The following is a 23,249-nucleotide window of genomic DNA, read 5'->3' on the forward strand; positions in this document are numbered from 1 at the left end:
GAGGTAGTGGTCGCGGTGGGCGCCTGACGCCGTGCCCGCGTCGACGAGGACGGCGGAGCGCCTTCGACGGGTGAGTCTCGATGTGGCGGCACCGTGGCCGGAGGTTATGAAGATCCTGTCAGACCGCCGTCAGACTTCTGTCTGGTGTCACGGCGCCGACCTTAGGGTGAGCCGCGTGAACGCATATGTCCTGGTGGCCGAGGACGACGTCAAGCAGGCCGAGGTGATCCGCCGCTATCTGGAGCGCGAGGGCCACTCCTCCCTGGTCGTCCACGACGGGCGCGCGGCCATCGACGAGGTCCGGCGCCGGCGGCCGGATCTGCTCGTCCTCGACGTGATGATGCCCCTGGTCGACGGTCTGGACGTGTGCCGCGTGCTGCGCCGGGAGTCCGATGTGCCCGTGCTGATGCTGACCGCGCGCAGCACGGAGGAGGACCTGCTGCTCGGGCTCGATCTCGGTGCCGACGACTACATGACGAAGCCTTACAGCCCACGGGAGTTGATGGCCCGCATCCGCACCCTGCTGCGGCGGGCGCGGGGTGCCACGGCGGCGCCGGACGATCCCGTGCTGCGGATCGGCGCGCTCGCCGTCGACCCGGTCCGCCATACCGTCGAGCTCGACGGACGCCAAGTGGTCTGCACGCCTGGGGAGTTCGAGATTCTCTCGGCGATGGCCGCCGAACCGGAACGGGTCTTCACCCGCCGTCAACTCCTCGCCCTGACACGGGGGTTCGACCGCTATATCACCGAGCGCACGATCGACGTCCATGTCCTCAACCTGCGCAAGAAGATAGAGGCGGTCCCCCGCCGACCGGCCTATCTGCAGACCGTGTACGGCGTCGGCTACAAGCTCATGGACGGACGTCGTGCGCGCTGAGCCGGAGTTGGAGGCCACGGGAGGCAGCGGGTCGAAGTCCAGGGCTCGCGTCCGGGCCAAAGTGCCGCTGCGCAGAAGCCTGTTGGTCCGGCTGCTCGCCACCTCCGTGATGATCGCCGTCTGCTCGGTCGCCGCCACCGCCTGGCTGGCCGCCCGCACCACCAGCAGCGCCATCCAGCAGGAACAGGGCCAACTCCTGTCCTCCGACACGGACATCTACGACACGCTGGTCGGCTACGCCGCCGCCCACCCGAACTGGAACGGCGTCGCCCCCACCTTGCGCCGCCTCGCCGAGCGGACCGGCCGCCGTATCACCCTGACCACCCAGAGCCGCCGTACGGTCGCCACCTCGTCCACCACTCCTGCCGCTGCCGCCGCCCTCCCCACCCGGGCGTCGGCCGTCGTCGACCCCCTGCACACCGACCCGGCGCTGCTGCCGGACGCCGGCGCGAACCGCATCGATCCTCGTGCCGTCGGCCCCTACCGGCTGACCGCCGTCGAGCGCGCGAGCCTGTCCGGCCGGGCGCACAAACTCCTCGCCTGTCTGGGCGGCCCGGGCGCCGGCGCCGCACTCGTCGTCGGGCCCGGCGGCCGCCCTTCCATCAAGATCGCCAACAGCGCCCTGGGCGGAGTCTCCGGTGACCGCGACTGCGGCCTGGCCGAACTCGCCGTTCCCGTCCCGAGCGAGCGCGAGCCGTTGGACCAGCTCACCTCCATGGTCGACGACTGTCTGCGGCGCCGACACCTGGAGCCCGTGAAGTTCGGCATCGACTTCGTCGTCCTCTACGGCGGCCCGCCCGCCCAGACCTGCCTGGACACCGCCCGCCGCGACCAGCTCACCCCGTACGTCGCACCGGCCGCCCTCCTCTTCGTCGCCACCCCGACCGGCTCGACCACCGCCCCCGCCTTCCACTTCACCTCCGCCAACACCACCCGCATCGCCGGTGTCGCCGGGCTGGTGCTGCTGGTGACCGTGGCCGTCACCGTCGTCGTCGGCACCCGCCTGGTCCGGCCGTTGCGCGCCCTGGCCGACGCCGCGCGCCGCCCCGTGGAGGAACATCAACGCGTACCGGTCACCACCAACGACGAGATCGGTTACCTCGCCGCCGCCTTCAACGACCTCACCCAGCGCCGCGAGCGGATGGAGGGGCAGCGCAAGGCGATGGTCAGCGACGTCGCCCATGAACTGCGCACTCCGCTCAGCACCATCCGCAGCTGGCTCGAAGCCGTGCAGGACGGCATCGCCACCTCCGACCAGGCCCTCGTGGACTCGCTCCTCGAAGAGGCGCTGCTGCTCCAGCACATCGTCGACGACCTCCAGGACCTCGCGGAGGCCGACGCGGGCCAACTGCGCATCCACCCCGAACCCCTCCTCGTACGCGATCTCCTCGACCACGTCACCACCGCCCACCTCGGGCGTGCCGAGACCGCGGGCGTCACCCTCACCACCCGCGCGGACGGCGACCCCGAACTGTCCGGCGATTCCGTACGCCTGCGGCAGGTCATCGGCAACCTGGTCTCCAACGCGATACGGCACACCCCGCCCGGCGGCACCGTCACCCTGCGCGCCCACTCGGCCGTGGACCACGTCACGATCGAGGTCGCCGACACCGGCACCGGCATCCCCGCCGAGGATCTGCCCCGGGTCTTCGACCGTTTCTGGCGCGCGGAGAAGTCGCGCAGCCGGCGCACCGGCGGCAGCGGACTGGGCCTCGCCATCGTGCGCAGGCTGACCGAGGCGCACGGCGGGACGGTGACGGCGAGCAGCACGGTCGGCGCGGGCACGGTCTTCACCGTCCGCCTCCCCGTGTGAACCCTTCCCCGTGCGAGCCCCCCGTGTGAGCCCCTCTCAGCGCCCGGCTTCCGGCGGCGGCAGGCGCATCCCCGCGAGGTCCGCCGGGACCGGGGTGTCGGGGCGGAAGAACGGTTCCGAGGGGCCGTCCTGCGCGTTGGCGGGAGCGTCCGTGAGCCGGAACCGGTCGCGCAGCCTGCCGTAGAAATCGGTCGGTCGGAGGCGGACCAGGCGGACGCGTTGGGGGGCGCGGAAGACGCCGATCCAGTCGCCGGGGTCGAGGACGCCGCGGAGTTGGCCGTCGACGCTGACGATGGCCTGGCCGGAGTGGGGCAGGACGCGCAGGCCGATCGGTTCGTCGGGGGCGGCGATCACGCTGCGGTTGAACGTCATGTGCGGGGCGATCGGGGTGAAGACGAGGGCGTCCATGTGGGGCGAGAGAACCGGTCCGCCGGCGGCGAAGCTGTAGGCCGTGGAGCCCGTCGGGGTGGCGACGGCGAGCGCGTCGGCGGAGTAGGTCGCCAGCAGTCGTCCGGCGAGGTAGACGCCGACGCCGACCTGCCGGTCGCGGGCGAGTTTCTCCAGGACGACGTCGTTGAGCGCGGTGACGTCCAGCGCGCAGCCCCAGCCGCCGCCCTCCGTGGTCTCGGGCCGGACCCGCGGCGGTGGCAGGGCGGGACCGCGGCCGTAGCGCAGCAGGGCCTCCATCTCCTCGGGGATGTCCAGCGGGCGGGAGGCGCGCATGGTGAGCGTCATGCGCTCCTCCACGATGGCCCGCCCCTCGTGCACGGCGTCGAGGGCCTCGCCGATGTCGCGGGCCGGGACCTCGGTGAGGAAGCCGACCTTGCCGAGGTCGACGCCGAGGACGTCGGCCCCGCTCTTGACGGCGATGCGGGCGCCGCGCAGGAAGGTGCCGTCGCCGCCGAGAGTGATGACGAGATCGGGATTGCCCGCGGCCTCGGCCTCCTCGCGTCCGGTACGGCGGTGGTGGTCCTTGGCCCACACGTCGATCTCGGTGCAGCGGACGTCGTGCGCCTCGCTCCAGGTGTGCACGGCCGCCGCCGCGTCCCGGGCGGTCTCACGTCCCTGGTGGACGACGAGGCCGATACGACGTACGGGCATGGGGTCCTCCGTGGCGTGCGGTCAGGTACGTGGGGCGTCGGGCGCGGGGCGTTCGTCGGGCGGGACCAGGCTGAGCACGATCTTCCCGCGCGCGTGCCGCCGCTGCACCTGCCGGTAGGCCTCCTGGACCTCTTCCAGCGGATACACCTCGCTGATGGGGACGGTGAAGTGTCCCTCGGAGACCAGTTCGGCCAGTTCGGCGACCAGTTGCGGGGTGAAGACGTCCTCCTGGGCCCTGCCGCGGACACCGTAGCGGGCCACGGCCCGGCCGTCGGCGAGGGTGTTGATGCGGTGCGGGGGCACGCCCAGTTCGATGGCGATGTCGACGTTGCCCTGCCCGAAGGTGTCGACGAACGCGTCGATCCCGTCGGGTGCCGCGGCCTTCAACCGGTCGGCGAGGCCGGGGCCGTGCTCGACGGGCACGACCCCGAGCGAGCGCGGGAAGTCGGCGTTGTGCGGTCCGGCGGTGCCGATGACTCCCGCGCCCCGCAGCCGCGCGAGCTGCACGGCGAGGGAGCCGACCCCGCCGGCCGCGCCGGACACCACGACGGTGTCCCCGGCCGTCGGTTCCACGGCGTCCACAGCGGCCCATGCCGTCACCCCGACCGCGGACAGGGGCGCCGCGGCTTCCCAGCCGATGTCGGCGGGCTTGGGGGCGAGGACGCCGGCGGGCGAGACGACGTAGTCGGCCCGCGCCCTTCGGGGCGGGTAGCCGATGACCTCGTCGCCGACTTGGAGGCCATGGCCCGTGTGCTGCGGCTCGCGGAGGAGGAGCGGCTTGAGTTGTTCCGGCTGGCGCGACCCACGAGCCGTCGTACGAAGTCGCCGTCCCGCGTCGAGCGGGTGCGCCCGCCTCTGCGGCAGCTGATCGAGAGCTGGACCAGGACCCCGGCCTTCATCGTCGGCCACGCCCAGGACCTGCTGGCCACCAACGCCCTGGCCGACGCCCTCCACCGGGACTTCACCCAGCACGACAACGTGTTGCGCATGCTCTTCCTGGATCCCGCGGCGAAGACGTTCTACCGGAGTCCGGAACGGGCGAAGAACCGCGCGGTCGCCGACCTCCAGCAGTCCGCCGCGAGCACGCCCGAGGATTCCCGCATCCTGGAACTCGTCGGCGAACTGTCCGTGCGCAGCGCCGAGTTCCGCTCGCTGTGGGCCCGCGAGTACACCCGGGTCCCGCCCTACGAGGTCAAGCGGATGCGCCATTCCGTGGTGGGCGACCTGGAGCTGCGGCACGAGGCACTCAACATCCGCAGCGCGCCCGAGGTGCAGGACGCGCAGTAATGTCCCGAGGTTACGAATTACCGGTAATCGCGCTACCGGGAATTGCGCTCGACCGCTCCCAGTATCCGGTCCAGGAAATCACCGAAAAGGCGTACCTCGTCCGCGGTGAGCGGGTCGAAGAAAAGCCGCCGTACGTTCTCCACATGGTTGGGCGCGGCGGCCTCGATCATTTCCCGGCCCTTTTCCGTGAGCCGCACCATCGAGCCGCGGGCATCGTCCGCGCAGGGCTCGCGCGTGACGAGCCCGCGCTTCTCCATGCGGCTGACCTGATGGGACAGCCGACTGCGCTCCCAGTCGACCTCGGCGCCCAGCTCCCGTGCGCGCAACACGCCGCCGGCGGACTCGGACAGGGGCGCGAGGAGCGCGTAGTCGGCGGCCGAGAGACCTGTGTCCCGCTGTAGCTGCTGGTCCTGCGCCCGTCGCAGCTCGCGGCGCACTCTCCGGTACTTCGCCCAGACGTCGGCCTGGTCGGGGGTGAGCCATCGCGGTTCGGACATGACTGCACCGTAGCAGCTTGTTGACATGTCACCGACTTCGCCGGTCTCAGCCCGTTCCCGGGTGTGGGACTCCCAGGAAAACCGCTGCCTTCATAGCTCCGTCGCGGAGGGACAGACTCGTACTCGTCAACAAGAAATCCCCCTCCACAAGGGGAAGCGACGAAAGAGGTTTTCCCCATGGCTACGCGGTTTGTCACCGGCGCCTCCCGCGGAATCGGCGCGGAAATCGCCCGGGCCGCGCCGGCAGGCGGTAACAATGTCGTGGTCGCCGTACGGAATCCGGAGCGGGTGCCCGACGACCCGAAGAAGTCCGACAGCGTGTTCGCCGTCGCCCTGGACGTCACGGACAACGACAGCATCCCGCAGGCGGTCGAGGCCGCGGTGGAGCGCTTCGGCGGTATCGACGTCCTGGTGAACAACGCCGGCCGCGGTCTGCTCGGAGCACTGGAGGAGATCACCGACGCGGAGGCACGGTCGCTGTTCGACCTCAACGTCTTCGGCCTCATCAACGTCACCCGCGCCGTCCTGCCCGTCGTGCGCGGGCAGGGCTCCGGCAAGCTGGTGCACATCGGTTCCCGCTCGGGCTTCGAGGGCGAGCCCGGGGTCAGCCCGTACTCCGCGTCGAAGTTCGCGGTCGCCGGCATCAGCGAGGCGCTCTCCGCCGAGATGGGGCACCGTTCGGCATCCAGTCGATGGTGGTCGAACCGGGCGTCTTCCGCACCGACTTCCTCGACTCCAGCTCCCTCTCGGTCGCCGCGAACCGCATCGCGGAATACGACGACACCCCGGCCCATGTGACGCTCCCCGCCGAACCGGCCGCCAAGGAGATCACCGCACAGCTCATCACCGACGTCGGCTTCGACCCTCTCTACATCGGCGACCTCATCCCGGGCGCCCGCCTCCTGGAAGACAGCTCGGGCCTGACCCGCGCACTGGCCGGCCGGCTCGACGGCCCGTTCTTCTACCGGTACGGGCGGCCTGGGGAGCTGTAAGTGCGGGGTGGGCGGTGGGAGTTCGGGGCGTTGGGCGCATTGGTCGGCTCCCGCGCACTGGTCCGAACCGGGAGTCACACCACCCGCCACCCGCGTCGCCTTGACCTTGTCGCAACGTCAGGGTTTCTACTGAGGCCATGCGAATCGGCGAGATCGCCGCGCCCATCGGGGTCACCCCGCGGGCCGTGCGGCACTACCACCAGCTCGGGCTGTTGCCCGAACCCGTGCGGCGGAGCAACGGGTACCGGGAGTACGGCATCCGGGACGCCGTCCTGCTCGCCCGGATCCGGCGGCTGACCGAGCTGGGGCTCGGTCTCGACGAGGTGCGTGATGTTCTCGCGGACGACGAGGGCCGCGAACTGGTGGAAGTTCTGCAGGAGTTGGACGAGGACCTCGGCCGGCAGGAAGCGGTCATCCGGGAGCGGCGCGAGCGGCTCGCTGCGCTGCTGGCCGAGGCGCGGGGTGGGCGGCTGACCGCCGAAGCGCCGCTGTCGCCGCAGCTCACCGCGCTGCTGGCGGGCCTCGGTGAGCTGCCGGACTCCCCCATGGCCGTGAAGGACCGGGAGATCCTCGCCCTCCTCGACACCGTGGCCCCCGAGGCGGACCGGGTCCGGCTGATGGAGACACTGCGGGGAATGGCGGAGCACGCGGGCGAGATGTACGGCCTGCTGGACGCCCTCGCCGACAAGGAGCCGGACGACCCCGGGGTGACCCGTGCCGCCGCCGCGCTGGCGGCCCTGCTGCCCGACGACCTGGCCGTGCGGTTCTCCGACCAGCCCGACAGTGGTCTCACCGATGCCATCTTCGCGGACCTGGCACCGGCCCAGTCGGCGGCGGTGCACCGTGCGATCGACCTCGCGAAGCATCGGCAGCCCACGATGCACCGGCAGCTCACTCGGCACGAACGGAAAGCCCCCTCACACCGACAGGAAGACCCGTCATGACGACGACGTCGGAGATACAGGCGCCCCGCCCCCAGCTCGAAGCCACCGCGCGCGGCCCCGCCCTGCGCACGCTGCGCGCCATCGCCGTGCCCGCCCAACTCGCCCTGGCCGTATGCCTGTTCAGCGGGGTTCCGGTGCCCGGCGCCGTGCTGCTCGGCGGCAAGCTGCTCCTGCCGGTGCTCCTCGTTACCGAGGCCTACGTCTGGCTGCGGCTACGGCGGCTCGGGCTGTCCCGGCGGCAAGCGCTCGCGCGGCTCGTGCCCGAGCGTGTGGCGCGGTACGTGGCGCACGAGGCGCGGATCCTGGCGAGCCTGGTCCGGTGGGTCGTACGCCGGCCGCACGGTGTCGGCGAGGCCGACGGGGTCTTCCCGCACGCCCGCGACCAGGCCGCGATGATGTACGGCCTCACGTTCGTGTGCGTGGCCGAGACCGTGGCCCTGTCGTTCCTGCTGGCCCGGTGGCCCGTCGTCCACGCCCTCCTTCTGGTCGTCGACGTCTACACCGTCCTGTTCGTCCTCGGCATGCACGCGGCCACGGTCACCCGGCCGCACGTCCTCACCGGGGGTGTCCTGCGCATCCGGCAGGCGGCCCGCGTCGACATCCGCGTTCCCGTCACCCGGATCGCCTCCGTCCGGCGCGAGTCGCTGTTCACCCACACGAAGAAGGACGGCGAGCTGAACCTGCCCATCGGCTCCCAGACCTCCCTCACCCTCGAACTGACCGAACCGGTCGACGCGCCTGGGCTCCTCGGCGCCCCGCGTCTCGTACGGGTGATCAGGCTGCACGCCGATGACCCGAAGTCCCTCTGTGACGCGGTCACTTGGGCACGGACCACACATGCGCCCGCGCCTCAGGACGCCGACTGAATGTCCCCCCGCGTGGACGACGCGATCGTGTCGCGGTGGGCGAAGTCGCCCGGGGGGATGCCGGGGTGGTGGCCGAGGGGGGTCGAGGGCGCCGTGACCGAGGGGCCGAGGGTGAGCCGGGAGACGATGCGGTAGCGGTCGCCGCGGTAGATCGAGTGGACGTACTCGACCGGCCGGCCCGTCGTGTCCGAGGTGAGGCGCTCAAAGAGCAGGGCCGGGGAGAGTTCGGGGACGTCGAGGAGTTCGGCCTCGGCCCGCGTGACGACGGTCGGCTCGATCGCCTGGACCGCCTCCTGGACGTGTACGCCGTGCTGTTCCCGCAGGTGTTCGTACAGGTCACCGGCCTCCAACTCCTGGGCGGACAGGGTCGGAACCAGATCGGCCCTGATGTGCAGGTGCTCGATGGCCATCGGGGCGCCGTCGACCAGGCGCAACCGCGCCACGTACACGATCTCGGCGGCGGGCGAGAGACGTAGTCTGCGTCCCACCCGGGCGCCGGCCGGGACGGTGGTGAACTCCAGCAGGCGGCTCGACCAGGCCCCCGCGGCCTGAGGTGCCGTCATGGTCTGCTCGGTCGAGACGAGTTCCTGGGTGATCTTCTCGGGCGCCACGAACATGCCTCGCCCGTGCTCCCGTACCAGCAGCCCCGCTGCGACGAGTTCGTCCACCGCCGCGCGCAACGTCGGCCGGGACACGCCGAGTTGGGCGCAGAGGACGCGCTCGGAGGGGATCGCGTCCCCCGGGTGGTGCGACTCGACGAGGTCGAGGACGAAGTCGCGGACCCGCTCCCGTTTGAGCACCGCACCTGGCGCGTCGGCCTTCATGTCGCACTCCCTCATGCAAGGAACCCCCGGTTGACCACTTGACCAGTTGCCCAATGGTCGCCCGTAATCGCCCTGTTGACCAGGGCAGTGTAACCACCGGCGAGCCATGATCATCCCGGCCCCGCCCGCTCCGTACGCCAAGTTCCGTCCCAGCAGAGGGGGTTGACGCACCCATTGGTCTATGCCACCTTCATCCCCACATCGAGAGGTGAGCTGTCCAGTGGGCTTCACTGGTCAGGTGGTCAGTTCATGTCCTCCAGAGGTGAACCGTGAAGTTCCGCTTCTTCGCCGGCGTCTCCGTGCTCGCACTGACCGCCGGACTGAGTGCCTGCAGCAGCTCCTCCGACTCCGCCGGCACCGGTTCCGGCGGGAACACCACCATCGACGTCTGGCTGATGCGGGACAGCGTCTCGGCCCAGTTCCAGAACGAGTTCGTCAAGGGCTTCGAGACCGCCCACCCGGACATCAGGGTCAAGGTGCAGATCCAGGAGTGGGACGGGATCGGCGAGAAGGTCACGGCCGCCCTGGCCAGCAACGACGCACCGGACGTCATCGAGACCGGCAACACCCAGGTCGCCCAGTTCGCGCAGAGCGGGGGGCTGCTCGACCTCAGCGACAAGGTGGCCGACCTCGGCGGGAAGACCTGGCTCAAGGGCCTCGCCGAGCCGGGCTCCTACGACGGCAAGCAGTACGGCATCCCGTACTACGCCGCCAACCGTGTCGTCATCTACCGCACCGACCTCTTCAAGCAGGCCGGCATCGACGCGTCCACCATCAAGACGCGCGACCAGTGGATCGCCGCCACCAAGAAGGTCAACTCCGGTGGCACACAGGGCATTTACCTGCCCGGCCAGAGCTGGTACACCCTCGCGGGCTTCGTCTGGGACGAGGGCGGCGACCTCGCCACCCGGTCCGGCGGCAAGTGGAAGGGCACGCTGGACACCCCCGAGGCGATCGACGGCATGCGCTTCTACGAGCGGCTCCAGGCTCTCGGCAAGGGCCCGAAGGACTCCGACGAGGCCAACCCGCCGCAGGCCGACGTCATGGCCAAGGGGAAGGTCGCCCAGGTCATCTCGACTCCCGGCGGTGCCACGGCCGTTGTCCAGGACAACCCCGCGCTCAAGGGCAAGCTGGGCTTCTTCCCGATCCCGGGCAAGACCGCCGCCACCCCCGGCGCGGTCTTCACCGGCGGCTCCGACCTGGTCGTCCCCACCGCGTCCACGAAGCAGGGCGCGGCCTACACCTTCGTCAAGGAACTCACCGGCGACGCCTGGCAGAAGAAGCTCGCGCTCGCGATGAGTTACGTCCCGAACAGGACCAGCCTCGCCTCCGCGGTCGCCTCCGACCCGGGCGCCGCGGCGATGGCGGTCGGCGCCGCCGAGGGCCACGCGACGCCCAACACCCCGGGCTGGGCCGCCGTGGAGGCGAAGAACCCGATCAAGGACTACATGACGGCCGTCCTCACCGGAGGTGACATCCAGAAGAAGGCGGCCACCGCGTCCGAGGCCATCAGCGCGGCGATGAACTCCGGTTCCTGAAAAGCCCGTTGCTCATCGGAAGGAGGAACGCCGTGTCGGCCGTCCGAGAACAGACCGCGCCACGTCCCCCGCTCGGCACCGCCCCGCCCCGGCGCTCCCCCGGCCCGGATCCGCGCCGCCCGGCCCGGACCGCCGGCCGCGGACTCTGGCCGTACGTCCTGATCGCGCCCGCCGTCCTCGGCACGCTCTATCTGCTCGTGTATCCGCTGATCCGTGCCGTGGTGATCTCCCTGCAGGACTTCGGGCTGCGTCAACTCATCGTGGGGCACGCGCGGTTCGTCGGGTTCAAGAACTACGGGACGCTGCTGGGCGACCCGCACTTCTGGGAGGTCGTACGACGCACCTTCCTCTTCATGGCGATCAACGTCGTCCTGATCATGACGTTGTCGACGCTGGTCGCGCTGATGGTGGAGCGGCTCGGCCGGTTCGGGCGGACCGCGGTGCTGAGCGCGCTCGTGCTGACCTGGGCGATGCCGGTCATCTCGGCGACCACCGTCTTCCAGTGGCTGTTCCACTCGGAGTTCGGCATCGTCAACTCGGTACTGACGGGGCTGGGGTTCGAGTCCTTCGACCGCTACCCCTGGTTCGCGCACGGGCCGGCCGCCTTCGCGATCGTGGTCGTCCTCGTGGTGTGGCAGTCGGTGCCGTTCGCGGCGATCACCCTGTACTCGGCGCTCACCACCGTCCCCGCCGAGTTGTACGAGTCGGCGCGCCTCGACGGGGCGTCGGGCCCGCGGATCTTCCGCTCCATCACTCTGCCGATCGTCCGGCCGATCTACCTGCTGGTGTTCTCGCTCGAAGTGATCTGGACGTTCAAGGCGTTCGTGCAGATCTGGGTGATGACCAACGGCGGCCCCGGCGACGCCACCACGATCCTGCCCGTGTACGCGGTGCAGACCGCCCTGTCGAGCCAGCGCTACGACCTCGGTGCGGCGGCCTCCATGGTCACCGTCGTGCTGATGTCCGGCGTGCTCGTCCTCTACTTCCGCCAGATGTTCCGCCAGGAGGACGAGCTCGCATGAGCACGACCCGGCCCCGCGTCCGCCGCCTGCCCCTGAACGCCGCCGCCGTCCTCACGGTCGTGGTCTGTCTCTTCCCCGTGTACTGGATGGTCGCGACCGCGTTCACCCCGACCCGGGACATCCAGTCCGACAAGCCCCGTATCGTGCCGGAGAGTTGGACCCTCGACCACTTCCGTACGGCCGTCGGTGCCGCCGGTTTCGGTCTGTTCTGGCGCAACAGTCTCCTCGTCACGCTGAGCGCGGTCCTGCTCGCCCTGGTCATCGCGCTGGGCGCCGCCTACGCGGTCGCCCGGATGAAGTGGAAGGGGCGCCGGCAGTTCATGCTGATGGTGTTCATCGCGCAGATGGCGCCCTGGGAGTCACTGATCATCCCGGTGTACATCATCTCGCGGGACACCGACATGCTGGACCGGCTGCCGACGCTGACGCTCGTCTACTTCATGATGACGCTGCCGTTCACGATCATCGTGCTGCGCGGCTTCATCGGCACGATTCCCCCGGAGTTGGAGGAGTCCGCCCAGGTCGACGGCTGCACGCGGTTCGGCGCGTTCCGGCGGGTGGCGTTCCCGCTGCTGGCGCCGGGGCTGATGGCGACCTCGCTGTTCGGCTACATCACCGCGTGGAACGAGTTCACGTACGCCAACTTCCTGATCATCAAGCAGCAGGACCACCGCACGCTGCCCGTGTGGCTGTCCTCCTTCCAGAACGTCTTCGGCACCGACTGGGGCGCCACGATGGCCGCCTCGACTCTCTTCGCCGCGCCCGCACTTGTGGTGTTCCTGCTGCTCCAGCGCCATGTCACCTCCGGCTTCGCGGCCGGCGCGGTCAAGGGCTGAGCCGCCGCACCGCCTCCCCCACACACTCCCGCCTTGCTCCGGAGACGATCCATGCCCGCACAGCGTTCCGTGCCCTCCCTCGTCCCCCGCCCCACCAAGTCGGCAGCCAGGCCAGGGCAGTTCACGCTCGACGCCGACACCGCGCTGCACATCGGCGCGGGTGCCGAACCGGCCGCGGACCTGCTGCGCATCCTGCTCGCCCCGGCCACCGGGTTGCCTCTGCCGGCTTCCCCCGAGGGCCGGTTGACCCTCGCGCTCGACCCCGGGCCGGCCGGTCTCGGCGAGGAGGGATACGAACTCACCGTCGCCCCGCACGCCGTACTGCTGCGCGCCGCGCACCTCACCGGCCTGCTGCGCGGGATCCAGACGATCCGTCAACTCCTGCCCCCGCAGGCCCTGTCGGAGACTCGGCAGCCCGACACGGAGTGGCTGCTGCCGTGCGTCGAGATCACCGACCTCCCCCGGCATCCATGGCGCGGCGCGATGCTGGACGTGGCCCGGCACTTCCAGCCCGTCTCCTATCTGCGCCGGTACGTCGACCTGTTGGCGCTGCACAAGATCGGCGTGTTCCATCTGCACCTCACGGACGACCAGGGCTGGCGCATGCCGGTGTCCGCCTACCCGAAGCTCACCGAGATCGGCGGCCACCGCGACGAGTCCCAACTGGGCCCCGCCGGAAGCGACTTGTACGACGGTGTCCCGCACGACGGCTCGTACACCCGGGCCGAACTCGCCGGCCTGGTCAGCTACGCGGCCGCTCGCGGGGTCACCGTCATGCCGGAGATAGAGATGCCCGGGCACGTACGCGCCGCCCTCGCCGCCTATCCCGAACTGGGCAACAACCCCGAGCGCACCCTCGACGTCTGGACCCGCTGGGGCGTGTGCGACACCGTCCTCGGCGTCCACGACGAGGTCCTCGACTTCTGCCGTACGGTCCTCGACGAGGTCATGGACGTCTTCCCCTCGCCGTACATCCACGTCGGCGGCGAGGAGTGCCCCACCGCCGAGTGGACGCACAGCGCCGCCGCCCGCGAACGGGCCGTGGCGCAGGGCCTGTCGAGTCCCGCGGCGCTGCACGGCTGGTTCCTCGGGCAGATCGGCGACTTCCTCGGACGGCACGGTCGACGTCCGGTCGGCTGGGCCGAGACAGGGGACGAACTGCCGCTGGATTTCGCGGCGATGACCTGGCGCGACCCGGCGCACACCCTGGCGGCGGCCCGCCGCGGCCACCCCGCCATCAGCGCCCATCACCGGGCGACCTATCTCGACTACGCCCAGTCCGAGGACCCGGGCGAGCCCCAGGGACAGCCCGGCGGCGTCGTCGATCTGCGTGCCGTCCACGCCCACGATCCCGTTCCCGAGGACGCCGAACGGAGCGTGGCCGAGCGGGTGTTGGGCACCCAGGCGCAGTTGTGGACCGAGTTCGTCAGGACGCCCGAGCGCATCGAGTACCTCACCTACCCCCGCCTGTGCGCCCTCGCCGATCGCGCCTGGAGCGGCGCGACCGACTGGGCGGACTTCCGGTCCCGGCTCGACGAGCACACGGCCCGCCTCGACGCGCTCGGCGTCCGGTACCGCCGCCCCTGACCCGTCCCGCTCCAACTCCCCCACCCACCTGTCCCGTTCCGGAATCACCCCACCTTTCTGGAGAGGCACGACATGAGACTCGACAAGAGGTTCGACACGAGGTTCGCGAAGAACGGACTCCGCGCCGCCGCGTCCGCCGCCGTGGCGGTGGCCATGGGCGCCGCCGCACTCACCGCCACGCCGTCCACCGCGAGCGCGGCGGGCGACGGGCTGAGCGTGCAGTACCGCACCAGCGCCACGGGGGCCACGGCCGACCAGTCCGAGCCCTGGTTCAAGGTGAAGAACACCGGCTCCGGCACAGTGCAGTTGACGAGCGTCAAGCTCCGCTACTACTTCAAGGCGGACTCGGCGAGCGCGAGTTACCGCTTCGCGTGTTCCTGGGCGGTCAAGGGCTGCGCCAACGTCACGGGCACCTTCGGCACACTCGCCAACCCCACGGCCACGGCGGACCGTTACCTGGAGATCGGCTTCACCTCCGGCGCGGGCACGCTCGCGCCCGGCGCCGACACCGGTGACATGCAGCTGCGCTTCTACCAGTCGACATGGCAGCCGCTGGTCCAGAGCGACGACTACTCCTTCGGCGCCTCGCAGACGTCGTACGCCGACTGGTCCAAGGTCACGGCACAGCTGTCCGGCGCCACCCTGTGGGGCACCGCCCCCGCGGGCAACGACCCGACGAACCCACCCACCGATCCGCCGACCGATCCCCCGGCCACCGGCGCCGCGCTGTTCGACGACTTCAACTACAGCGCCTACAACGACCCGAAGATCTCGTCGCACGGCTGGAACGTGCGCTCCACGTCCGGCGGTCCCGGTGTCTCCGGTGCCACCTGGGCGCCCCAGAACGTCACGTTCGCAAGCACGAGCGGCAACTCCGTGATGAACCTGGAGACTTCGACGTCCGGCACTGGCGAGACCACCAAGCAGACCGAAGTCGTCACCAACACAAGGAAGTTCAAGAACGGCACCTACGCGGCCCGGGTCAAGTTCAACGACGCGCCCGAGTCGGGCCCGGACGGCGACCACCTCGTCCAGACGTTCTTCACCATCAACGACCTCACGGCCCCGATGGCGGACGACTACTCCGAGTACGACTTCGAGTACCTCCCCAACGGCGGCTGGGGCGAGACCTCCACCATCCTCTACACGACGTCCTGGGAGACCTACCAGGCCGACCCGTGGATCGCGGTCAACCAGCACACCGAGGGCCGGCAGAGCTACAACGGCTGGCACGACCTGGTGCTGACCATCGACAACAGCAGCATCAAGTACTACATCGACGGCCGGCTCTTCGGCACCCACGACGCCGCGTACCTCCCGGAGCGGCCCATGTCGATCAACTTCAACCAGTGGCTGATCGACTTCGGCGGCCTGACCAGTTCCACGGCGCGGTCCTACGACGAGCAGGTCGACTACGTCCTGCACGTCAAGGACCAGGTCCTCACGCCGGCGCAGGTGGCCGCCAAGGTCGCGGCGTACCGCGGCGCGGGCACCACGTTCGAGGACACCGTGCCCAGCAGTTGATCACCCAGGGCGGCGGGCCGCGCACTCGGCGTACGGCATCCGGGCGCGCGGCCCGGCGTCGCCTAAGCTCCGGCCCATGCGCGTACTGGTCTTGGAGGACGACCCCGAACTGGGGCCCGTCGTCGCTGCTCAACTGCGGGACGCGGGGTTCGCGGTGGACCTCGCGCGCACGCTGGCCGAGGCGGATCTCAAGCTCTCCGTCAATCGCTACGACTGTGTCGTGGCCGACCGCTCGGTCCCGGACGGCGACTCCCTCACGCTGCTCGCCGCACACCGGCGGGCGGGTTCGGTGCTGCCCTTCCTGCTCCTGACGGCGCTGGACGCGGTGAGCGACCGGGTGGCCGGCTTCGAGCACGGGGCGGACGACTACCTGGTGAAGCCGTTCGCCTTCGCCGAACTCGTCGTACGGGTAAGGGCGTTGTGCCGCAGGGAGCAACCCGCGCGCCCGTCCGTGCTGCGCACGGGCGACCTGGAACTCGACCTCCCGCGACGCCGCGTGACCCGGGCCGGGGTCCTGCTCAGCCTCTCCGCCAAGGAGTTCGCGGTCCTCGAACTGCTGATGCTGCGCGCGGGCGAAGTGGTGACCCGCAGCGAGCTGATCGAGAGCTGCTGGGACGAGGCGAGCGAGCCGATGTCCAACGTGGTGGACGTCCTGATCGGCCAACTGCGCAGACGCCTCGGCCCGCCCGATCCGATCGCGACGGTGCGCGGTGTCGGCTACCGCCTGGGCGGCGAGGCGTGAACCGCCGCGACACGGCCTCCGCCCCGTCGCCCGCCGCGGCCCGGCTCCGCCGCACCCGCCGGCTGATGACCCTCCTCTTCGCCGCGACGACCGCCGCCTGTCTCGTCGTACTCGCCGTGGTCGCCATCCGGATCGACTCCGCGTCCCGCCGCTCCGGCCTCGACCACGAGGTCGGCAGTCGCGCGGCGGGACTGTCGCGGGCGGTCTGGTTCGATGACGCGGGCGTCCTGCACCTGGAGCCCCTGCGCGAGGACGAACTCGCCCAGGGCGCCCAGGTGTTGGCGGTGTTGCAGGCGGCGGCGCCGGGAAAGACGCCGACCGTGCGGAACGTCGTACCCGGACGGTCGGCGCTGCCCGACACGGACCGGTTGGACGAGGTCTGGCACAGCGTTCTGGACGAGCAGGGAACGGTCCAAGTCAGCGCGTCCGCCACCAAGGGTGGGCGGCTGCGGTGGGCGGCGGCGCCGGTCTGGGACGGGGACCGGATCGGGGCGGCCGTCCTCGTCGGCACGGAACTGGCGCGCAGCGAACACGACCACGACCTCCTGGTGCGCTGGCTGGCCCTCGGCTGCACGGCCCTGGTCTGCTGCGCGGCGGCCGTAGGACATCTGCTGTCCGGGCGGGCCATGCGGCCCGCGCTGCGCGGGCTGGGCCAGCAGGAGCAGTTCCTGGCCGAGGCGGCGCACGAACTGCGGACGCCGCTGGCGACGCTGCGGCTCGTGGTGGAGCGGAACGGTCCAAGCGACGAGGCGCTACGGCTGGTGGACCGGCTCAGTCGGCTGGTCACCGGGCTGCTCGCCAGGGCGCGGCTGGAGTCCGGGGCGCAGCGGGTCGAGCTGGTGCGGCTGCGGCTGGACCAGTTGGTGGAGACGACCGTCGAGGAGTTGCCGGAGCACGCGAGCGTGACGGTGACGGCCGAGCCGGTGGTGGTGCTCGGCGATCCGGACCTGCTGGCGCAGGCGGTGCGGAACCTGGTGGAGAACGCGCAGCGGCACGGGGGCCCGACCGGTTCGCCGGTGGAGGTCGCGGTCACGCCGGGGCTGGTCACGGTCCGCGACCACGGGGACGGCGTACCGCTCGCGGACCGGGAACGCGTGTTCGCACGCGGGGTCACCAGGACCGGTCCAGGCACGGGCGCGGGCCTCGCCATCGTCCGCTGGGTCGCCGGTCTGCACCACGGCACCGCCCGCCTCACGGACGCTCCAGGCGGCGGCCTGCTCGCCGAACTCCGGTTGCCCACGGACGCACCCCCACCGTCCTCATCCTCATCTCATGAAGGTCCCGGCACCGTGGGCGCATGAACGCATTGCGCAGCCCAGTCGTGCTGGTCACCACCACCGCCGTGAGCATCGCCGCCGTGCTCGTCGTCCTGAACTTCTACGGCGAGGCCGCCACACCGTCCGCGGCCCATGTGGCCGTCCGGGTCGACCAGGTCGGCTATGTGAGGGGCGAGACGAAACAGGCGTACGTCATGGGGCCCACGAAGGCGCTCGCGGGGGCGCGCTTCAAGGTCGTCGACGCGAAGAACAGGGTGGTCACGGCGGGGCGACTCGGTGCCGCCACCGGCCATTGGAACGCCAGGTTCCCGTCCGTACGGACCGTCGACCTCTCCGCGCTGGACAAGCCCGGCACCTATCGCATCGTCCTGTCCGGCAGCGCGGCCGGCCGCTCCCCCGCCTTCCGGATCGCCGACGCGAGCGAGCTGATGACCCCGCTCGTCCGGGACAACGTCCGCTTCCTCCAGGCACAGCGCGACGGAGCCGACGTGGTGTCCGGCGGCCTGTCCCACGGCACGTCCCATCTCGCCGACGAAGACGCGACCGTCTACGCCGACCCGCACTACGACGAGGCGGGCGAGGAGCTGCTCGACGAGCGCCTGACCCCGACCGGCGTGAGGGCCGACGTGGCGGGCGGCTGGTTCGACGCGGGCGACTTCCTCAAGTTCACCGGCACCACCTCCTACTCGACCGCCGAACTCCTGCTCGCCGAGCGGGACTTGCCGGACATGAAGGCGCTGTCCGCCGAGGCCGAGCACGGGCTGGAGTGGGTGGACAAGATGTGGGACGGGGACAGCGAAACGCTCTACGCCCAGGTCGGCATCGGCGCGGGCAACGACGCCGTACGCACGGATCACGACGTGTGGCGACTGCCGGAGGCCGACGACCGGCTCGATGTGTCGCCCGGTGACCCGGACTACACGATCAAGCACCGGCCGGTGTTCCGCGCGAACAGGCCGGGCGAGCCGATCACGCCGAGTCTGGCCGGGCGGGTGGCGGCGGTGTTCGCCCTCGCCGCGCAGCGCACCGCCGAGTCAGACCCGGACCAGGCGCGGGAGTGGCTGGAGAAGGCCGCCGACGTCTACGACCTGGCCGACACCGACCACGATCCCGACAAGCCGCTCGTCACCGCCTTCCCGAGCGCCTTCTATCCCGAGGACTCCTGGCAGGACGACATGGAGTTCGCCGGGGCCGAACTCGCCCTGACCGCAAGGGACTTGGGCGACGACCGGGAGGCCGACTGGACCGGCGAGGCCGCCCACTGGGCCAAGTCCTACCTGGACTCCGACGTCAAGGGCACCCTCAACGTCGCGGACGTCAGCGCGTTGGCCCACGTCGACCTGACCACCGCCCTGGACGGCGCCCGCAGCAACGGAGTTGGAGCCGCGGAACTGAACAAGGACCTGCGCCGCCAGTTGGAGGACGGGGTCGACCACGCCGAGCACGATCCGTTCGGGGCGGGTGCGGTCTACGACGACTTCGACGCCGTACCGCACACGTTCGGGCTGGTGGCCACCGCCCGTCTCTACGCCAAGGCCACCGGGGACACCCGCTACGACGCGTTCGCGGGCCGGCAGCGGGGCTGGGCGCTCGGCGCCAACGCGTGGGGCACCAGCTTCATGATCGGCGCGGGTGAGGTCTACCCGCATTGCCCGGAACACCAGTTGGCCAACCTCCGCGGCAGCCTCGACGGCAAGGGCGCGATCCTGCGGGGCGCGGTGGTCAACGGCCCCAACGCGGCCGACAAACTGGCGGAGTTGAACGGATTCCCGACGATGAAGAAGTGCGCCGCCGCCCCGCCGTCGGGAGCCTGGACCGACTTCGACGGCAAGGGTTCGCGCTACGTGGACGACGTGGGCGCCTGGCAGACGGTGGAGCCCTCGCTGGACTTCACCACGACCGCCCTGCTGGCCTTCGCCCTGACCGCGCGGGACGAGGATGCGCAGCCGAGCCTCTGAGCCTCCTCAAGTCGCTTTGCGTGCACGGGGCAGGTCGGTCAGGCTGAGCCGCATGACAGGAATCACGGGACTGAGCAAGAAGAACACCTTCGTGCTGACCATCCGGGACGCCGACGTGGTCGCGGCGGCCCTGCGCGAGACACTGGCCGAGGCATCGCCCGAGGAACGCCCCGGCCTGGAACGCGCCGTCGCTCTCGTCGAGGCCACCGCCGCCGCCAACGAAGGCCGATTGCAGGCCCGTTGGGTCCGCTCCCGGCTGGCGGAGACCGGGTTCACCGGTGACCTCGACTCGGTCGCCGCGGTGCGGGCGCTGCGCCAGGCGGAACCGCGACTGAGCCTGTTGGCTGCCGTGCACCTGCAGAAGGAGGCAGTGGCCAACCCGGAGTGATCCGGCAGCCCCCGATCACGCGGGGAGGCGGGGGCTGCCGGAGGTGTGGCACCGCTCAGGACGTGAGGTAGCAGGACTTGCTCACGTTGGGCAGCGGGTCGGTGCCGAAGGCGGCCGTCGTGCAGCTCGCACCACCGCTGAATGCCTTGTAGAGGAAGCGGCCGCGGGCGCCGTAGGCGATGGTCTGCTGTCCGCTGAAGGCACAAGTGCCGCCTTCCGCGGCACAGTTGGTGGCGTAGCCGACCGGGCCGCCGGTGGCGGTGTAACAGGCCTTGGACTCACCGGAGATGGGGTCGCCGAACGTGGCGTCGGTGCACGCGGTGTCGCCGGTGGCGGTGGCCGTGGTGAACGCTCCGTAGGCGCCGTACATCACCGGTTGTCCCGCCGCGGCGGCACAAGTGCCGTTCTGGTCGGCGCACTTGGTCCAGCCTCCGGCCGGGGCTCCGGCGGGTGGCAGGTAGCAGGACTTGGCGACGCCGTCGATGGGATCGCCGAAGTGGGCGTTGGAGCAGGCGACGTTGCCGTTGGTGACCTGGTGGACGAAGTTGCCGTTGGCGCCGTAGGCGACGTCACGGTTGTAGCCGGGCACGGCGCAAGTCCCGTTCTCGGCCGCGCAGGCGGTGTATCCGGGCGGGCCGCCCACGTCGGCGACGTAGCAGGACTTGACGAGGTTGGCCGCCGGGTCGCCGCCGAAGGAGTCGTTCGAGCAAGCGGTGCTGCCGGTCACGGTCTTGTAGGTGTAGGTCCCGGCGCCGTAGGCGACCGAGCGGGTGCCGCTGAAGGAGCAGGTGCCGCCCTCGCCCGCGCACCGGGTGTAGCCCGCGCGCAGGGCGCCGGTGCCGGGCTCGGTGGGCGCCGACGGATTGCCGAGGCCGGTGGCGGAGACGGTGTAGCTGCCGGGGGCGACGCCGGTGAGGTAGACGTAGGTGTCGTCCTGGCTGCCGCCGGTGATGCCGGAGGTGGGCGTGAAGGCTCCGTTGCTCCAGACGGTCGCGCCGTTCACGGTCACCGTGATGTCGCCGCCGAGCTTCGGGACGCCGATACGTCCGCTGCTGCCGGACGGACTGGAGAGGGCGGCCGAGTAGGTACCGGCCGAAGGGTTGCGCGACCAGGACGCGTTGATGGCGCCCTGGGGCGTGGTGATGCGGCCCTGGGCGCCGGTCAGGTCGCCGGGGTGCGGGACGAAGCGGTAGGCGCCGGTCGCCGACTCGGGCGCGGTGCCGAGCACGTCGAAGGTGAGCGTGGAGGTGGGCGCCGTGGACCAGCCGTGCGCGAGGCTCATGAACGAACCGCCGTACGCCAGGCCGCCGTCGGACTGGATGCCCTCCCAGAACGTGCTCTTGGTGCCGATGTCGCTGTCGAGCATGTGGCCCCAGGTGCGGCGGATCTGGTCCAGCGCGGTGAAGTCGTCGTTGGCCGTGAAACGGGCGTTCAGCTCCATGCCGCCGGCGAACGGCGAGACGTTGCCGCCCCATTCGGGAGTGGTCGGGCCGTAGATGCCCCAGTTCTTGCCGAGCCCGGTGATGATGCTCTTCGACTTGGCGGTGGAGTCGCTCAACCCGTACCAGACGGCGAGGGAGTTGCCGTCCTGCGGATACAGCCCACTGCTCGGGTTGTCCTTGTACATGCCCTTGGAGGCGTCCCAGAGAAGGGAGTTGGCCGCGGACCTGATCGCGGCGGCCTTGCTGTTCCAGCTCGCGGCGAGCGCGCTGTCGCCCTCGACCGCGGCGAGCGTGGCACCGCCCCGGAGGGCGCCGTACAGCAGCGCGTTGGCGGAGATGTTCTCGCCGCCCTGGCCGACCCGGGCCCAGTCCTGGGTGCGGGTCACGTTGAGGAGGTTGTTGCCGTCGATCTTGTTGGTGATGAAGGCCATCCCCCGCTTGTAGTTGGACCATTCGGAGTCCAGCCACGACCGGTCGGCGGTGTACGTGTAGTAGGTGGACGTCCCCAGCAGGGTCCACGTGTGGTAGGTGTCCGAGCCGGTGAGGTTGAACGGCGGCCCGGACCAAGGGATTTCGCCCGCCGAGGACTGCGCGTTGTACATCGTCGTGAGCGCGTTGCGGGTCGAGGTGAGGTCGTTGGAGTACGCGTACTGCGTGGGGACGGCGATGCCCATGTCGCCGGGCCACACCGTGCGGTCCCGCTTCGCGCCGTCGACCAGGACGGAGTCGCCCACGCCGACAATGGCGCTGTTGTCCCAGGCCGAGGAGGGCGGGGGCCAGGCGCGCCCCTGGTTGGAGGCGATGGTGTTCAACTGCACGGTGTACGCCCCGGCGTACCAGATGCGGTTGAGCAACTCGTCGCTGGAGCTGAAGTAGTTGGGGTAGTCGGCCGGGTTGGACTTCCCCGGTGCCGCGGTGAAGTTGAGGCTGACGCCCTTGAGGTCCACCCAGCCCGAGCTGTCGAGGAAGACCGTCAAGTAGCGGAACCCGCCCCGGAGTTGGGCGGTGGGCACGGTGTATGTGCCGTTGGCGGCGGGTGTGGCGTAGAGGGCGCCGTCCTCGCCGTCGCGGCCGCTGCTGCGGTCGCTGTTGTCGCCCACGTACAGGGACGACTCGCTGAAGGCCAGGCCGACGCGTTGGCCGCTGGAACTGGTGCTGCCGAATGACAACGTTACCAATCCGCCGACTTCCTTTCCGAAGTCGAGCGTGACGGCCGACTGCGAGCCGGAGATCCGGGTCGCCTGCCCGTTGAGGACGTTCGTCGGGTTCGCGACGCTGCCGGAGGTGCGGTAGACGGCGGTCGGCTTGAGGGTGCGCGAGGTCGGCGAGTAGTTCACGGCGTCAAGTGCCGCTTTGGGAGCGGGCGTTGCGACCGCCGGCGCCGCACCGGCGGACAGGGCCGGGGTCACGGCCAGCGCGGCTGCCACCGTCATGGTGAGCCCAACTAGGCGACCTGGTCCGGGCTTTCGGTTCTGTGGTGGCCTGCGACGGCGCATGAGTACCTCCCGGATCGGTGGGGGAACCCGCCGCTCAACTGGACAACCAGGTGTGTGAATCGATTCAAATAGATCGACCATGGGGGCCCGAGAGTGGAAGAGCAACGGGTACGCGAGATGACTCGCCGAAGTTCGCACCGATGATGGGTGCCGGGAGGGCGGGTGTCAACCCGTCGCGACAGCCTTCAAATCCCTCGCAAAAAGCGCGCCTTACGACATTGACAGGGCCGCACCAAGC

General features: G+C 70.6%; 21 protein-coding genes. 16 read left to right on the forward strand and 5 right to left on the reverse strand.

Annotated elements, in window-relative coordinates; translation table 11 throughout:
* Positions 1 to 175 precede the first annotated feature (175 nt).
* Both OG226_RS09455 and OG226_RS09460 read left to right on the forward strand, forming a co-directional pair.
* Positions 176 to 877, forward strand: coding sequence for a response regulator transcription factor (locus OG226_RS09455; RefSeq protein WP_329348574.1), 702 nt, complete (start codon positions 176 to 178; stop codon positions 875 to 877).
* Positions 867 to 2,690: a sensor histidine kinase gene (locus OG226_RS09460; RefSeq protein ID WP_329348575.1), complete on the forward strand. Its 1,824-nt coding sequence runs from the start codon at positions 867 to 869 to the stop codon at positions 2,688 to 2,690. Before OG226_RS09455 ends, OG226_RS09460 begins: the two co-directional genes overlap by 11 nt.
* Positions 2,691 to 2,726: 36 nt before the next feature.
* Here the strand turns inward: OG226_RS09460 and OG226_RS09465 are convergent, their stop codons facing one another.
* Together OG226_RS09465 and OG226_RS09470 are read right to left on the reverse strand one after the other, a co-directional pair.
* Entirely contained in the window at positions 2,727 to 3,791 is a 1,065-nt protein-coding gene (locus tag OG226_RS09465; protein ID WP_328676266.1) for an NAD(+)/NADH kinase, read from the reverse strand.
* 21 nt (positions 3,792 to 3,812) lie between these two features.
* Positions 3,813 to 4,373 carry a zinc-binding dehydrogenase gene (locus OG226_RS09470; RefSeq protein ID WP_328676267.1) on the reverse strand — a complete coding sequence of 187 codons (561 nt, stop codon included), beginning with the start codon at positions 4,371 to 4,373 and terminating at the stop codon, positions 3,813 to 3,815.
* Positions 4,374 to 4,532: 159 nt separating this feature from the next.
* Between OG226_RS09470 and OG226_RS09475 the strand changes: the two genes are divergently transcribed.
* Positions 4,533 to 5,078 (forward strand): MmyB family transcriptional regulator, encoded by a 546-nt coding sequence (locus OG226_RS09475; protein ID WP_328676268.1) that lies wholly within the window; start codon positions 4,533 to 4,535, stop codon positions 5,076 to 5,078.
* A gap of 32 nt (positions 5,079 to 5,110) precedes the next feature.
* On the opposite strand, the gene OG226_RS09480 is transcribed toward OG226_RS09475, so the two are convergent.
* Positions 5,111 to 5,575 (reverse strand): MarR family winged helix-turn-helix transcriptional regulator, encoded by a 465-nt coding sequence (locus tag OG226_RS09480; protein WP_328676269.1) that lies wholly within the window; start codon positions 5,573 to 5,575, stop codon positions 5,111 to 5,113.
* 177 nt (positions 5,576 to 5,752) lie between these two features.
* Here OG226_RS09480 and OG226_RS09485 point away from each other — a divergent pair, with 177 nt between their 5' ends.
* The 4 genes from OG226_RS09485 to OG226_RS09500 all read left to right on the forward strand — a co-directional run bounded on the left by OG226_RS09485 (position 5,753) and on the right by OG226_RS09500 (position 8,377).
* The gene (locus OG226_RS09485; RefSeq protein ID WP_329348576.1) at positions 5,753 to 6,373 is read left to right on the forward strand and encodes an SDR family NAD(P)-dependent oxidoreductase; all 621 of its coding nucleotides are present in this window, start codon (positions 5,753 to 5,755) and stop codon (positions 6,371 to 6,373) included.
* Positions 6,370 to 6,567: a hypothetical protein gene (locus OG226_RS09490; protein ID WP_328676271.1), complete on the forward strand. Its 198-nt coding sequence runs from the start codon at positions 6,370 to 6,372 to the stop codon at positions 6,565 to 6,567. The genes OG226_RS09485 and OG226_RS09490 overlap by 4 nt, the downstream gene beginning before the upstream one ends.
* A gap of 137 nt (positions 6,568 to 6,704) precedes the next feature.
* Positions 6,705 to 7,511 carry a MerR family transcriptional regulator gene (locus OG226_RS09495; protein WP_329348577.1) on the forward strand — a complete coding sequence of 269 codons (807 nt, stop codon included), beginning with the start codon at positions 6,705 to 6,707 and terminating at the stop codon, positions 7,509 to 7,511.
* On the forward strand, positions 7,508 to 8,377 hold the full coding sequence (locus OG226_RS09500; RefSeq protein WP_328676273.1) for a hypothetical protein: 870 nt from the start codon (positions 7,508 to 7,510) through the stop codon (positions 8,375 to 8,377). The genes OG226_RS09495 and OG226_RS09500 overlap by 4 nt, the downstream gene beginning before the upstream one ends.
* On the opposite strand, the gene OG226_RS09505 is transcribed toward OG226_RS09500, so the two are convergent.
* Positions 8,362 to 9,201: a GntR family transcriptional regulator gene (locus OG226_RS09505; protein WP_328676274.1), complete on the reverse strand. Its 840-nt coding sequence runs from the start codon at positions 9,199 to 9,201 to the stop codon at positions 8,362 to 8,364. The genes OG226_RS09500 and OG226_RS09505 overlap by 16 nt on opposite strands.
* A 269-nt stretch (positions 9,202 to 9,470) precedes the next feature.
* Between OG226_RS09505 and OG226_RS09510 the strand changes: the two genes are divergently transcribed.
* The 9 genes from OG226_RS09510 (at position 9,471) to OG226_RS09550 (ending at position 20,073) form a co-directional block, all read left to right on the forward strand.
* The gene (locus OG226_RS09510; protein WP_328676275.1) at positions 9,471 to 10,739 is read left to right on the forward strand and encodes an extracellular solute-binding protein; all 1,269 of its coding nucleotides are present in this window, start codon (positions 9,471 to 9,473) and stop codon (positions 10,737 to 10,739) included.
* Positions 10,740 to 10,771: 32 nt separating this feature from the next.
* On the forward strand, positions 10,772 to 11,761 hold the full coding sequence (locus tag OG226_RS09515; protein ID WP_328676276.1) for a carbohydrate ABC transporter permease: 990 nt from the start codon (positions 10,772 to 10,774) through the stop codon (positions 11,759 to 11,761).
* Entirely contained in the window at positions 11,758 to 12,597 is an 840-nt protein-coding gene (locus OG226_RS09520; protein ID WP_328676277.1) for a carbohydrate ABC transporter permease, read from the forward strand. The genes OG226_RS09515 and OG226_RS09520 overlap by 4 nt, the downstream gene beginning before the upstream one ends.
* Positions 12,598 to 12,648: 51 nt before the next feature.
* Complete coding sequence (locus tag OG226_RS09525) at positions 12,649 to 14,184, forward strand: beta-N-acetylhexosaminidase (RefSeq protein ID WP_329348578.1); 1,536 nt, start codon at positions 12,649 to 12,651, stop codon at positions 14,182 to 14,184.
* 72 nt (positions 14,185 to 14,256) lie between these two features.
* A complete protein-coding gene (locus OG226_RS09530) occupies positions 14,257 to 15,708 on the forward strand; it encodes a cellulose binding domain-containing protein (protein WP_329348579.1) in 1,452 nt (483 codons plus the stop codon).
* 76 nt (positions 15,709 to 15,784) lie between these two features.
* Positions 15,785 to 16,450, forward strand: coding sequence for a response regulator transcription factor (locus tag OG226_RS09535; protein WP_329348580.1), 666 nt, complete (start codon positions 15,785 to 15,787; stop codon positions 16,448 to 16,450).
* Positions 16,447 to 17,751: a sensor histidine kinase gene (locus tag OG226_RS09540; RefSeq protein ID WP_329348581.1), complete on the forward strand. Its 1,305-nt coding sequence runs from the start codon at positions 16,447 to 16,449 to the stop codon at positions 17,749 to 17,751. The genes OG226_RS09535 and OG226_RS09540 overlap by 4 nt, the downstream gene beginning before the upstream one ends.
* Entirely contained in the window at positions 17,748 to 19,685 is a 1,938-nt protein-coding gene (locus tag OG226_RS09545; RefSeq protein WP_329348582.1) for a glycoside hydrolase family 9 protein, read from the forward strand. The genes OG226_RS09540 and OG226_RS09545 overlap by 4 nt, the downstream gene beginning before the upstream one ends.
* Before the next feature lie 52 nt (positions 19,686 to 19,737).
* Positions 19,738 to 20,073 (forward strand): hypothetical protein, encoded by a 336-nt coding sequence (locus tag OG226_RS09550; RefSeq protein WP_328676283.1) that lies wholly within the window; start codon positions 19,738 to 19,740, stop codon positions 20,071 to 20,073.
* Between the two features lie 55 nt (positions 20,074 to 20,128).
* On the opposite strand, the gene OG226_RS09555 is transcribed toward OG226_RS09550, so the two are convergent.
* A complete protein-coding gene (locus tag OG226_RS09555; RefSeq protein ID WP_329348583.1) occupies positions 20,129 to 22,948 on the reverse strand; it encodes an alpha-L-rhamnosidase-related protein in 2,820 nt (939 codons plus the stop codon).
* Positions 22,949 to 23,249 lie beyond the last annotated feature (301 nt).

It is taken from the genome of Streptomyces sp. NBC_01261 (assembly GCF_036226385.1).
In the GTDB taxonomy this organism is placed as follows: domain Bacteria; phylum Actinomycetota; class Actinomycetes; order Streptomycetales; family Streptomycetaceae; genus Streptomyces.